General features: G+C 37.8%; 13 protein-coding genes. All 13 read right to left on the reverse strand.

What is annotated here, in order from left to right; all coding sequences use genetic code 11:
• On the reverse strand, nucleotides 1-779 hold a 779-nt coding region (locus tag Q0M21_RS00495; RefSeq protein WP_295333163.1), incomplete at its 3' end, for a glycosyltransferase.
• Nucleotides 751-2,097 (reverse strand): O-antigen ligase, encoded by a 1,347-nt coding sequence (locus Q0M21_RS00500; RefSeq protein WP_295333168.1) that lies wholly within the window; start codon nucleotides 2,095-2,097, stop codon nucleotides 751-753. The genes Q0M21_RS00495 and Q0M21_RS00500, both read right to left, overlap by 29 nt.
• A 1-nt stretch (nucleotide 2,098) precedes the next feature.
• The gene (locus tag Q0M21_RS00505) at nucleotides 2,099-3,172 is read right to left on the reverse strand and encodes a glycosyltransferase (protein WP_295333170.1); all 1,074 of its coding nucleotides are present in this window, start codon (nucleotides 3,170-3,172) and stop codon (nucleotides 2,099-2,101) included.
• Nucleotides 3,169-4,287 carry a glycosyltransferase gene (locus Q0M21_RS00510; protein ID WP_295333172.1) on the reverse strand — a complete coding sequence of 373 codons (1,119 nt, stop codon included), beginning with the start codon at nucleotides 4,285-4,287 and terminating at the stop codon, nucleotides 3,169-3,171. Before Q0M21_RS00510 ends, Q0M21_RS00505 begins: the two co-directional genes overlap by 4 nt.
• 4 nt (nucleotides 4,288-4,291) lie before the next feature.
• On the reverse strand, nucleotides 4,292-5,296 hold the full coding sequence (locus Q0M21_RS00515; RefSeq protein WP_295333174.1) for a glycosyltransferase family 2 protein: 1,005 nt from the start codon (nucleotides 5,294-5,296) through the stop codon (nucleotides 4,292-4,294).
• 1 nt (nucleotide 5,297) lies between these two features.
• Nucleotides 5,298-6,842: a glycosyltransferase family 2 protein gene (locus Q0M21_RS00520; protein ID WP_295333176.1), complete on the reverse strand. Its 1,545-nt coding sequence runs from the start codon at nucleotides 6,840-6,842 to the stop codon at nucleotides 5,298-5,300.
• 85 nt (nucleotides 6,843-6,927) lie between these two features.
• Nucleotides 6,928-8,076: a glycosyltransferase family 4 protein gene (locus Q0M21_RS00525; protein WP_295333179.1), complete on the reverse strand. Its 1,149-nt coding sequence runs from the start codon at nucleotides 8,074-8,076 to the stop codon at nucleotides 6,928-6,930.
• On the reverse strand, nucleotides 8,073-9,476 hold the full coding sequence (locus Q0M21_RS00530; protein WP_295333181.1) for a UDP-glycosyltransferase: 1,404 nt from the start codon (nucleotides 9,474-9,476) through the stop codon (nucleotides 8,073-8,075). Before Q0M21_RS00530 ends, Q0M21_RS00525 begins: the two co-directional genes overlap by 4 nt.
• 60 nt (nucleotides 9,477-9,536) lie before the next feature.
• A complete protein-coding gene (locus tag Q0M21_RS00535) occupies nucleotides 9,537-10,397 on the reverse strand; it encodes an FkbM family methyltransferase (RefSeq protein ID WP_295333183.1) in 861 nt (286 codons plus the stop codon).
• A 4-nt stretch (nucleotides 10,398-10,401) separates the two neighbouring features.
• Nucleotides 10,402-11,097: an acylneuraminate cytidylyltransferase family protein gene (locus tag Q0M21_RS00540; RefSeq protein ID WP_295333185.1), complete on the reverse strand. Its 696-nt coding sequence runs from the start codon at nucleotides 11,095-11,097 to the stop codon at nucleotides 10,402-10,404.
• Between the two features lies 1 nt (nucleotide 11,098).
• Nucleotides 11,099-11,728 (reverse strand): methyltransferase, encoded by a 630-nt coding sequence (locus tag Q0M21_RS00545; RefSeq protein ID WP_295333188.1) that lies wholly within the window; start codon nucleotides 11,726-11,728, stop codon nucleotides 11,099-11,101.
• A gap of 2 nt (nucleotides 11,729-11,730) precedes the next feature.
• Nucleotides 11,731-12,891 carry a UDP-N-acetylglucosamine 2-epimerase gene (gene neuC / locus Q0M21_RS00550; protein WP_295333191.1) on the reverse strand — a complete coding sequence of 387 codons (1,161 nt, stop codon included), beginning with the start codon at nucleotides 12,889-12,891 and terminating at the stop codon, nucleotides 11,731-11,733.
• A complete protein-coding gene (locus tag Q0M21_RS00555) occupies nucleotides 12,888-13,895 on the reverse strand; it encodes an N-acetylneuraminate synthase family protein (protein ID WP_295333194.1) in 1,008 nt (335 codons plus the stop codon). Before Q0M21_RS00555 ends, neuC begins: the two co-directional genes overlap by 4 nt.
• Nucleotides 13,896-13,902 lie beyond the last annotated feature (7 nt).

Here is a 13,902-nt window from a genome sequence, read left to right on the forward strand (position 1 = left end):
GCCATAGCTTCAATGACACTAACCGGTGTATTGTCGAAATGAGTTGTATTGAGGAACAAATTATAATTTTTAGACAAATCGGCCCACTCGGCTTTGGATAATTTGCCTGTAAAAACAACCGGCATGTCATTTTCTTTGGCAAAAGCTACAGTAGCATCAAAACTGTTATCTTTTTTGGGCCCTACCATACAAAGTTGAGCTTCAGGATACTTTTTTCGGAGTTCAATCAATACTTTAACCGCCAGAATAGGGTTGTATATTTGGGAAAAAGAGCGCACCCAAAGTATTTTTGGATAATCGTATTGCTTCGTTTGAAAGTTATATTTATCTAACTCTATTGAATTAGCAATATGAATTAAATTACCATATCCTTTTTTCTTAAAAGCTTCATATAAATAAGGCGATGGTGCTACATTTCGATAGGCATTTTTAAAAATCAAATCACATAAAAAAGGGCTTTTTTTAAGACGGTTTGGTAAATCTCCACCCAACAACTTGGGAATATATTTAACGCCAAGCGCTCTACACAACTGTGAGACTAGTAAAGCGTACCAAAAGTTCGTTGTGCTGTATGTGTCGATCAATACATAATCGACTTTTCTGCCATAGCGAACCGTTTGAATCATCATGTCAAAAATACGGAGGAATTTATTTTTTTTAGACGAGGCATAATAAACCTTAAACCCTTCTTTTTGAAACAATTCTCCCAAAACCACTATAGAAGTGGCCGTGTTACCGTGCTTCACTAAATTATTTCCTATGCAAAGGAGTTTCTTCATGGAGATGGACTTTGAGTAACGATAATGAATAGACAAAAGCGGCTGCTGAAAGTCTCATAGCAGCATGATTGATGGTTAATAACCAAAACACTATAAAACACATTAAGAAAATATGTTGCTTGTTGTCTAAGAATAAAATGATTGGAGTGAATAGTAAAATCAACAAGGCAGTAATCCCAAAAAGCCCGTGTTCAGCAATCATTCTGGATATTTCGTTGTGAGACAAAGAAACTTCGTTGGTCATATCCAACCTGATTTCAGCTCCCTTAGCAACGCCTACTCCAAAAATAGGATTATCAATAAAGGAATTGATTTCATTATTAAAAATTTCTTCTCTACCGGTAAACTGGCTCTCTTTGACTCTTCCCATAGCATCTTGATTGGCATACCGTTTCTCGATTAATCCATCCGTTTTACTTGAAGTATAACTCCAAGTTGCAAAAAACATCAGAATCATAAATCCAAAAATATAATTCAGTTTAATCTTCCCTCTGCCTTTAGTGGAGATGTACAAATAAAACAACAATATGACAATCATCATGAAGCCTGTTATCATTCCGCCACGAGAAAAGGTAATCAACCCTCTATAAGTAACTATAAACGCAATAATCAAATTTACAATGAGTAATAATTTGGTTTTGGATTCCAACATGAGTCGGGAAAAAAAGATAAACATACCCAATCCGAAAATAGTTGCCACCTGATTAGGACCAAATCCTCCTGAAGTATTGTAGTTAGAACCGGTTCCCAAAACTAAAGCTTCTTTCAAATCAGGTGTATAAAGAATCACATAAACCGACGTTGAAATAATTGGCAATCCGATTGACAGCAAAACTTGATTGAGTTTATCCAAACTGATTCTTTTATTGTAGGTGTAAATTGATGATATACCCAAACATATAGGGCCGGAAATGTTAAATGAAATGGTCTTTCTCAAATCTGTAGTCAAATTGAGTGTTTCGGTAGCGACTAAAATACCCGGAATCAATAAAACCAGGAAAATCCAATACGGAATTGCATTTTTAGAGAACCCGCTGTAATACATTCCCAACAACATAAAAATAGTAATACTGTATTTAGCAAACTCATAGATAATGATTCCTCCTGTCATTCTAAAAAAGATTTCACTACCTACTATGTAGCCTGAAACCAGTAAAACTTCATGATTCTTGTTCTGATTTTTAACAATCAAAAAAAGTCCGACTAAAAAAACTAAAGCCGCCAAAGGTTTGGATATCGGCGGAAAAAAAAACACAATTAACCCAATTACGACATGCAAAAGGATTAAAAGGATGTATTTCTTTTCTTTACTGCTCACTTTATAACGTTTTTAACCAGTCAAGGTATTGTTGTAAAACAGCTTCTTCAGAATTTTGAGCCACAATAGTTTTGTTTAAATTCTTTCCTAATGTCACTCGCAAATCTTCATCTTCTACCAATTTTAGAATCTTTTTGTAAAAATCGACGGCATCTTTAATCGCTACAACAAACCCATTCTCTCCGTTAGTAATTATCAAAGGAATTTCACCAACACAGGTTGTTACCGTGGGTTTACTCAACAAGCCGTATTCAATTAAAGCCACCGGTAATCCTTCTGAATTTGAGGTCAAAATAGTAATATCAGCTTGTTGGATAATGTTAACTGTATCATTTCTCGTTCCGTAAATAAAAACATTTTGCGACAATCCTTTCTCCTGAATTTGTTGCTTGACTCTTCTAGAATAATCATCATCGGCATCATTCCCCACCAAATGAAAAGTCCAATCCGGATGAGAAACTTTCAATTTTTCGGCTACCTCTAAAAGAAGAAAATGATTTTTTTGATGTCTTAAATTAGCCAAACAAAGTATACGCTTGCCATCAACACCATGCAAAATAGTTTCGTTTTTAATACTTTGATTGATTTTAGTGTAGTTGGGCAAATAAATTACATTGCTACAATTCAGTCTTCTGATGGCCCAATTTTTCAAATTAAAATTTACAGCAATAATGCCTTCAAAAAAGAAAGAAGCCATTTTTAAAAACAATAATTTTCTTTTGCTTAAAAATTCGCTTAAACCATAATGATCGTGCCAAACAATTTTAAGTTTAGGATAAGTAAGTTTGACCAACAAAGCTGTAAAGTAGGAAAAACTGTGAGGTTGGAGATATTCCACCTTATTTTCTATGCAAAATTTTCTTAATCGAATAATGGCTGAAACATCAACACGTCGCTTCCGATTTAAAAATAAATACGGGACATCCTGATGCAACTGTACTTTTAAATAGCCTTCTTTTCGAGTGGTAACCAATCCGGAAAAAGCAACCCGTTCGGATAATGAATTGGCATAGTTAACGGCCATTTTCTCTGCGCCGCCAACATCTAAAGAATCTATAATTTGAAGTATTCTCATGGAATCAATAACTTTTGTATTTCAGCCTCAAAAAAATCTAAGGTATATTGTCGCGACCAATTTACAGCTTTTGAAACTTTATCCTGATATTCTTCGCTATGATTTAATAAGTCGCTGATATTTTTCACATCTTTGGTCAGGTTCAGGGTCAATAAAACGCCTCGTTTGCCTTCGTCTAACATCGAAGGCACGCAAGAAACTGCCGAAGCTACAGGCAAACAACCCCAAAACATGCCTTCGGCTATTACTTTAGGCCAACCTTCACTTTTAGAAGGCAGCACCACAAAATGACTTTGTTGAAAAGCTTGTTTGATTGTCTCTTGCTCTTGATTTCCAACTAAGAAAACGATATCATTGAGTTGGTGCTTCGAAATATATTGTTCCAGTTGATTGCGTTCCGAACCTTCTCCGTATAGGGTAAGCTGAACCTTATGCCCCAACGCTTTAAGTGACTGTACGAGTTGCACAGCATATAAAGGTTGCTTTCCTACAGACAATGTTCCGACAAAAAGAAATGAAATAAGCGTTTCAAATGTTCTAAGGTTTACGGGAGTTTTGTCACGTTCAAAATAGGTAGCCGTAAAAAAAGGCTTCACGTTTTGTGTACTGTCAGTCCATTCTCCATAAACCAATACTTTCATATTGCGCGTAAAAAAAGGATGACTTAAAATGGAACGTTGCCATCTGTAACTCAGTGGTTGATTGGATTTAGGATCCCAATTTCCGGCGTATTTGGCCGTTTTAGCTTTTCTTGGAAAAACCATCTGTACAAGACAACCCAACAAACCCATATTGCCGGGACAACGCAAATGAATGTGATCGGAATCGCGCATGGCTTTGTAAATCGCCCACAATAACATCGGCAGCAAAAACAAACTCCTAAAGATGGATTTGAGACTTGTGAAATTAAAATCAGGGATAACTCTAAACTCAATATTGGCATGCTGATAAGCAAGATGTATTTTATTTCTTTCGGTCAGTTTAAGTGGCGCCACAATAATAACCTTATCGACTTGTTTTAACCATACATTCATCTCTTTCACATACGGTGAATAGGCAAAATATTTGTCGTTTTCACAACCGTGAAGCACATGTGTAATGATACAGAAAGTCATCTTACTATCGGTGTTGAATTACGGGTTTATTAAAAATCAAGCTCAACCAACCTGAAAGGCGTCCCAAAAATTCAGTCGCCGCTTCTTTTCGTTTATGGGAAGTAAAGATATTGCTAAAACGAACGAATGTCAACAATACTACTATAGCATTCCATTTTAACCTCGAAGTGAATGAAGGATTTGGATATTTCACACGCCAAACATACCAACCGTTTCTAACCACCATTTTCCCGTACTGATACTGATTCGGTCGACCGGAATGATGATGAAAATGACCCAATTGGGCTTTAGTGTTGACATACAATTTTCCGGTCTTGGATACTCTTAAAGTAAAATCGGCATCTTCATACAAACCGTAACCTTCAAAGTAAGTAGAAAACTGAAAAGCAGTAAAAACCGATTTTCTAAAGGAAGAAACGCCTCCCATTAATTGTTCTACTTCGTAAATCTTACCCGATGGCGGTAAAAATCCTATACTGCGACCATTAGAAAACTCTGGTAAAAAACCGGGCAATTTGTCAGCATCTAATCCTACTCTTTTTCGCAACACAAAACGACTTCCGTCTTTTCGCTTCCAACCGTCATAATAAAACTCGTTTAATTTGGGCTGATAATCCTCTCCGACAGCAGTCCAGTGGGTTTCATTATTGATGTATCCGCCCACGCCTAAGGCTTCCGGATACTGTTGATAGGTTTTGATGATTTCTTCGAAATAGTTTTCTTCCAGCACGGTATCATCATCTAAAAAACAAACTATTTCACTGGCTTCGTCCACTCTTTCAATCCCGAAATTTCTTTGTCTGGTCAGTCCTCTATCCGAATCGGTAACTTTAAAATAATTCAGATTTTCGAAACTATTTTGCTCCAGCATTAGCTTGGTTTCCTCATTTTTTGAACCGTCAACTATAAGAATGGCATTAGGATAAACCGTTTGCCTCTTCACTGATTGTAACAGCTCGAGTAACGGTTTTGGCCGCATATAGGTACAAATAATAAGGGTGAAATTCATATTACTTTGTTCGTTTTCCTAAAGCCATTAATTTTTTTGCATAAAATACCGATTTGTTAAACTGCAAATGGCGGTAAGGCAAATTTAAAATTTTAAAAGGAATGCGCCATTTCGGACCTTTGAATAAGTATCGAAAGAAATACTTATGACGGTATTCATTCACCAGTTTTTCACCATAATGCTTGTAAAAATAATACATTACGGTTGGACTGGGAACCGGACGAATTCGCTTTACCGGAGTATCTAATTCCCATGGCTGGGTTTTTCTTTTCTTCCCTAAAACTTTGGCTTGGCTTCCCCAAAAACGATAACCGCCTTGTGGTGGTTTCAAATGTAAATTAGTTGAAAAAGGATTTTGCAATACTACCACTCCTATTTCGGTTAAAGAGAATCCAAAATCATTATCCTCACCGTATCCGCCATCAAAATTGATGTCGTTACCTACAAGTTGGTTGACAAATTTTCTTTTGACACAATTGTTGGCATTGTTCAAATGGGGAGCAGCACCACAACGGTAGCGGTTGGGTCCGTAATTTTCTAATTTTTGATACAAGTCCTCAAGGGTTTGCTTTTGGTGGTCTGCTCTAATGTCCAGTCCATTGCAAGCATCTGCTTTATAGGTTTGTAAGTACCGTAGATGGTTTTCAATATAATTAGGCGGGATGCGAATATCATCGTCTCCAAAAACGATAAAATCACCCGTGCAATATTCAATGGCTTCGTTTCGAGCCCGACAACTTCCTTTGGTGGTTTGCCATTGTAAAATTAACTCAAAATCGTACTGCTCCGGTTTATATAAACTTTCATCTCTTTGGTTTTCAGGAGTAGCATCAACCACTACAACTTGAGTAGGTTTATAAGTTTGATTTTGTAAATCGGAAAGCAGCTGTAAGGTAAAATCCTGACGCATCATAGTCGGAATAATGTAACTTACGGTCGGATTCCCTTGCAGTGGTTCCAATACTCTGGCTTGAACGATGGCTTTATGATGTTTCTTTTTAAAATTTCTTTTGGCATAAAACAAGGCTGCCCATTCTTTCAGATTCCAAAGTCCTTTTCGATAAACCATAAAAATGGCGTGATCAATTTTGAAATTTTTTATAAAAAAAACGTAGCGGTCTTTAGTAGTGATAGTTAGATTTTCTTCATTTCCGGCCTCAAAAAGACCTTTTACATAAAGGACAATTCCGCCATTACCTCTTACAGTATTGTATCCGAAATCTAAGCCTTGCATGATTGGATTTTTCAAATCCTCATCAAAACCACCTAAGGTTTCCCAAACTGATTTGCGAACAGCAAATTGATAAGGATTGATTCGCCAATTGATACACAAATCTAGATTTTCCAAATCTTTTACGTACCAAAAGAAAGTAGCAGTTTGGTATACTATCTCAGGGAATATATTTTTAAAGCCTTGGTCTAATGAACTGTGCCAAACATCGCCAAAACCTTCTGACAATTCTTCCAAACGGGAAAAATCAGGCCTGCCATTGTAAAGGATTACTTCTCCGGATTTAGTGACGTATTCGTTTAACTTTATTCCCATTAGGTTTTTCAATTAGTGAAGCAAAAGTAATCATTTCGATCGGCGATTTAACACCAATAATCGCTAAAATGTACCTTAAGAAGGTTTATCGTTTTAAAAGTAATCTTTGATAAAAATCAACACTCTGTTGAGCCACTACTTCTATACTAAATTTTTGTATCACTTTATTTCGGGCGTTTGTCCCAAAGGTCTCCCGAAGAGCGACATCTTGCAACAGTTGAATAATGCAGTCGGCATATTGTTCGTGTTCGGTAGGCGACACCAAAAACCCATTTTTAGTATTATCGATCACTTCTTCAGCCCATCCGATAGCTGAGGCTACTATGGCTTTTTCCATTGCCATCGCTTCAATCCAAGAAACTGGTAAAGCTTCGGCAAAAGTGGGAAAAACACAAACAGCAGCTTCATTAATGTGTCTCGCAATGTCGGTGTAAGAAACGCTGCCCAAATAACTCACCTGTTTTAGTGCTTCAGGCTCAAACATGGGTAGCATCATGTTCCAAGTGGAATGATTTCCGCTCACCACATCGGCAGCGTCTCTTCCAATTAAAATCAATCGCGCTTCTGGCCTTTTCTGAATTACTTCGTTAAAAATATGAGGCAATTCCAGCAAACCTTTTTTACGAATTAAAGTACCGAAATAAAGTATGGTATTCTCTTGGACCGGTATGTTTGGATTTTTGACAAATTTAGCAACATCAATGCTATTGGGAATAATTTCAAAAGAGCAGTTTAAGCGAAATAACTCTTTGGTGACTTCAGCAGTGTATCGACTAACAGATACTAGGCCATCTGCCATTCTCAATGCTTTTTGCTCCTGAATTCGGTTGCTGAATTTTACCGGTCGTTGGTCTAAATGACAAAAATAAGTATCTGAACCGTTTAAACGAATGACCACAGGACAATTCGGCTTGATATTGGCGGTAATCCCGGTCCAATCAGGCGCTTCAATAAGATCAATTTCACCCTCCTTTACTAAAGAATTAATCAATCTTTGGATTTTTTTTTGCGTCAAAAATCTCGAAAAACCCTTGAATTTTATGTTTTTTACCTTATAAAAAGTGATGCCTTCTTTGACTACAACCTCATCAGTCTTTTGCCCATAAACTATCACAGAAACTTGATGCCCAAGACAAAGTAAACCTTGAGCTAAATTATAAATACTGGTACCGATACCACCGGAAACACCCATTTCGGGATAGGGAAACTCGGGCGTTAAAAAACCTATCTTCATGATATTGGCCTAATTAGATTGGTAATGGCTTCCCAAATTCGTACTGAAGCATTTTGCGGCGGATGTTGATTGATTTTTTCGAACCACAATGAAGCATTTGAAACTAATGTATCATTGTTTTGGGTAAGTAATGAAATAATTATTGTTTCCATTTCTTCAGGACTGTTAATCCAAGCAACACAATCTCGGGACGTCATGGAACGAAAATGAATTAAATTATAGGTATCTTTAACTAACCGAGCGGGTAACCCATTAGGCACATCGTAATTGATAAAGGCGCAAGGTTTTTTAAAAATCACATAATCAAACACCATTGATGAACCCAAATTAATTACAAAATCCGTCGCATTGATAGTATTAACTTGTAGCTCTAAATCGGCTTTCGAGGGTAAAATAGTATTCCAACTCTCCGCTTTTTTGATCCATTTAGGGGCAATTGCAGTTATACAATCGGCATATTGAGTTAAAACCGAATCGTAACGCTTCGAAAAGTCAACCGGGCATCTTCTGAAAATAATACCCAAATTATACCCCTTTTGATTCAAGTTCCTCACCGCTTTGGCCGCATCCTCCAAATAAGTTGGATCGTTGGGTGAAGTAGTCACATCGTCACCGGAAAAACAAAAATAGGTTTTGTCTTGCTCTAGATGATGGTTCTTACAAAACTCGGTTTTGGTTTGAAGTCTATCCGAATCGAAATGAGGTTCAAATTGTGGTGTCCCTGTAATGATGATTTGATTTTCCTGAACATGCGGATAATAGTACATCAATTCCTCCTTCATGTGTTGGCTCCAAACAAAATAAAAATCGGTTTCGATAATTTTGGTGCCTTTGGGTAAATTATCCCATGAAAAAATAAAACTAGCCGTTGGGATTCCTAGGTCTTGTGCAGCCAAAAGCGGCGCTACTCCCAACATTACGCGTTGGTTTGTACAAAAAACGAAAGCCGGTTTTTCTCTCTGAAGCGTTTCCAAACTATCGTGATACAATTTGGTTTTGCGTTCCAACTGAGCAATTTTAGCACGAATGCGTTGTGAGCCTCGGTCGGAAGTATTAAAAAAAGTAATACTTTGGGTAAATACAGTTTTTAAAAACGACTTAACACTATTGATTTTAGGGGAAAAATAATACGATTGATAAATGGAATCTTTCGACTTCTTGCTACTCAGTCGGAGTTCCACTATTTTGAGCGCATTCTTATATAAATCGGTTAAGGGATGCGCCTTTGCCTTTTCAATTTTGATTTCGGCTAATCCCAAGTCAGACAATTCAAAAGGCGTATTATTCCAAAAAACAATCTCATATCCAGCAGTTGCTCCGGTTTTGTAGAAATCAGTGAAAGCAAAGTTTCTAAGACCAATTCCATCCGGAAGTAGAATAAAGATTTTGTTGTTTTGCATTTTTACCTTTTTAAGGTTCAAATATCCTTATTTTATAAGGAAAATAAAAGAAAAAAAGCGTTACAGTAGACTTTGATTGATACCTATAGTCAATTCTCCTGATTCTATATACCGGAAATTGTAGTGATCCAGTATCGAATAAATGGCTTGTCTGCAATCAAATTCATCGTGTATTTCTATTGCGATGCATTTGGTTTTAGCCAAATAAGAAACATCCGCCGCAATACCGGTAAACACCTCCTTTTCGGAACCTTCAATGTCGATTTTGAGAATGTCAATCTGATTTAATTGATAAGTATCAACTAAATAATGCAGTGAAAAAGCCGGTAATTCTGAAGCGTCATTGGTTTCTTCCACCCGAATAGACCAATGGTTTTTATCGCGGAAATCGCTAATGATTTTTAAAAAAGTATTCTGACTCCAAATGCCGCCTTTGATTGTTTTAACACTAACTTGATTCAAATCGAAGTTAGACAACATCACCTCGAAATTGCTGCTGTCGGGTTCTATCGCTAAAAATTGAGCATCGGAAAAATACTTTGATAAATAAACGGTCGTAAGTCCGATATTACTGCCCGCATCGATGATGTTGGGCGCCTGGGTATTGGGGAAATTTTTCTTGAATAGGGTCACCAATGGCTCGTATTCCGAATACTTATAAATTTGACTGAAGACATCCAAATCACTTGACGGTCGCTTTCGGGTTTTTAAAGTTACCCCTAATTTAGGATAATGAGACACAAAAAAGGTCTCAGATTCCGACTGTAAAATCCCTTGATAACGAATCAAATGGGCATAATACTCGTTTGCAATTCGCTCTTCAATAGTAGGTTTTACTTGAATGATTCTCTTCCACAAATATTGCAGCACTCTTTTTTTGTTGGCAGCATCTAAACGGTGTAATTGAAATAATTTCTGCATCATTTTATTCATTAAATAGAGAAACCAACCCTTCTGCTTTTTCCCAATCTTTCATGGTATCGATATTGACATACAGTTCCGAATTGCTCTCAATATAAGCAATCGATTTCCCGAAAAAACTTCCGGCTTTGGCCACCGAAGTTTTGGTAAGATAAATAGAGCCATCGCGATGAAATGCCTTGGGCAATTCCTGACGTCTTGAAATAATCGTTGACTCTCCGGTAGCAATTTTGAGTAAGCCGTTTTCGTGTTCTTCAAATGCCCAATGCGGGTTATACTGATGAGGAATAGGCAAGACACTAACTAAACTCTCTGCCCCTGAAGTGATAAATTTTTGTATGGCTTGATCAATAAAACCTTCGGTTCTGAATGGTGTTGTAGGTTGTAGCAAACAAACCGCATCAAAAAAAATAGCTTGACTTTCATAATACCCAATGGCATGTTGTACTACTGCAATGGAAGCGGAATCGTCCTGAGACAGTTCAACAGGACGAATAAATGGTGGCTTACAACCACAAACTTCCGCGGCTATAGCGATTTCCGCATCTTCAGTAGAAACCACTATCTCGGTAAGTCCGGTAGCTGCTTTAGCCGCATTGATGGTGTATTCTATTAAAGGTATTTTACCTAGTAGTTTGATGTTCTTTCGCGGAACACCTTTAGAACCACCTCTGGCCGGAATGATGGCTAAGATTTTCATATTACTTGCTGGCTTTTCTTTTTTTTCTCTTTTGGTAAGTCGCCCATTTTTCTTTCCAATAATACCATCGCATTTTGAAATTCGGATAAGGGAAAATCAACTGTCCGCCACCACACCAAAACTGACTGGAAAATGGTCCGCAAACCGGATTTTTGTAGTCGCTTAACATTTCGGCGTGCAACACCTTTGGAAATATTTTTTTCAACGAAGCGACTTGCAAAGCCCTGCCGCCTTCAATAAAAATAACCGTTTTAGGGGTACACATTCTTTGTACTTGAGCCAACGAATCATCAGAACCGTCAATAATGATAAAATCAAAAAAGGTATTTTCCGGTATTTGATTCAGGTTATTGTACAACGTCACTCTGTCTATTTGCCCTACGTTATTTTTGATAGCGTTTAAGCAAAATACATTGGCTTCAGTGGCTGTATAATGCAGGTTTGGAGACGATTCTAAAATGGTATCAGCGATACAACCAATACCAATGCCTACTTCCAGTATATTTTTTAACTGAAAATCTTGTATCAATCGCAAGGCACATTTTAAAGCATACTCACTGGCAATGTGTTGATTACCTTCAATTTTTGAAAACTTCAAATAGGTTTTCTCGGCTAAATGCAGCTCACTCATTTTTAGTACATTATGGTTTTATGAAATTGTAACGGCAAGTCCTTTAATAATTCAGCTATTTTCTCTCCTGCATTTCCTCCACCATAAACTTGAGAGATGTTTCTTTTAGGATTTTGTAGAATAGTCGAAACTGCAACTATAATTTCCTGCTCATCGTAAGTTACATCAATCACATTATCACCACGGTCACGACGGTTTTGACGCGAACCGATATTGACAACCGGCACTCCTAAATAAGCACATTCTCTGATACCCACGCTAGAATTTCCAATCAATCCTTTAGAATGATGCAATAAGTTTAAAAAGTCATCGCCTTCCATATTTTTAAAGAAATGCACATTTTCCATTTTGTACTTTTCCCGAAACGAACGAATTCCGGTTGAAGTGCCGTCAGCTCCGGCGTCCACATTTGGCCAAAACCATAAAGTAGGTTGGTTGATTTGCATCATGGCTCTCAAAGTTGCTTCTATATGACGACGAGAATCCTGATACTCATTGGTTACCGGATGTTGCATCACTACGAGATAGCCGTTGGACAAATCAGGTTGGGAACCGACACCTCCGTATTTCTCGTATGGATTAAAATCGAGTGCTGTTTTTTGTGCTACCACTTGGGCAATGTCTATCGATGGACAGCCGGTGTTGAATACCATAGCAGGATTTTCACCTAACTGAATTACGCGTTGTTTGGCACTTTCGGAAGCCACAAAATGATAGTCGGCTAATTTAGTAATGGCATGACGGACTTTTTCATCAATATTCCCTGTCACTTCGCCGCCTTGTATGTGCGCCAGAGGAATATTCATATAAGAAGCAGAGATTGCCGTTGCCATAGTTTCAAAACGGTCAGCTACTGTAACCACTATGTCCGGGCGAAGATTATCGAATACCGTCGACAACTCCAAGATTCCGATACCGGTAGTTTTTGCCGCTGCAGTTAGGTTCTCTCCTTCCAAAACATTAAAGACTTTGGCCGCGATTTCAAATCCGTCCTTTTCTATATAATTCACCGCACTTCCGTAACGATCGAGCAATGCCGAAGCAGCTACAATTAATTGCAATTCCAATTCGGGATGCTTTTGTAAAGCAGTCAATACCGTTTTTACACGGCTGTAGGAAGGTCGTGCTGTAATGACTACAGCTATTTTTCTTTTAGTACTCATGCTAAATCTTCTTCATTCAAAAAGTCCCATTGTTTCTTATCAGTCTTAAGTATTCTCCCGATTACCTTTTGAAAATCGGTAGCTGATATTCCGAAACCTTTGGGCTTTTTACTCTCTAAATCGGCAAAAGTCAGTATGTGACCGGCCGGTAAATCTTTATTAATCGCCAATGATTTTTCAAAGATGCTTTTTAACGATTTGAAAGCGTCATTGTCATTTTTGTTGATGGGACTATTTTGAGCCAAATGGATATCGTTTACCGCCGCAACCAGCTGCTTGGTTTCCTCGATGGTTAAAGATGCTAAGGCATCGGGACCAAACATACTCCGGTGGAACACCACATGAAATTCGAGGATTTCAGCACCTAATGCCACCGCAGCAATTCCGGTACTGATTTTAGCCGAATGGTCTGAAAAGCCAACTGGCACTTGGTATCGCTCTTTAAGTTCTTGCATCACTCCAAACCCGTATTGCTCCGGTTGGGTGGGATAAGCTGTGGTGCATTGCAAAATGGAAAAATCAACTTTCTTGCTTTTCAGAAAATCAACGGTTTGATCTAGTTCCTCAAAACTACTCATTCCGGAAGAAATAATGATTGGCTTACCGGTTTGGGTAATTCTTTCCAGCAACAAAAAGTTATTGACTTCTCCGGAGCCGACTTTGTAAGCCTTTACGCCTATGGTTTCCAACCAATCTACCGCTAAATTACTGAACGGTGAGCAAATAAAATCCAACCCAACTGCATCACAATGTTGCTTAATGGCTTTCCATTGCTCTAAAGTGAATTCCATGCGTTTCCAATAGTCGAAACGAGTAGCGTCTTCTTTGGAAAAGAGCACTCTGAAAGGTTCGTGTATACTGCTTTCCGCTTCGGCTATGTGCATTTGGAATTTAATGGCTTGCACTCCGGTTTGGGCTACCGCATCAATATAGGAATGTAAAATACCCAAACTCCCATCGTGAGCTTGTGCTATTTCGGCAATTAAATAGGGTTTGTTTTTCATTAAAAGA

The organism is Flavobacterium sp., from assembly GCF_024710485.1.
Classification (GTDB): domain Bacteria; phylum Bacteroidota; class Bacteroidia; order Flavobacteriales; family Flavobacteriaceae; genus Flavobacterium.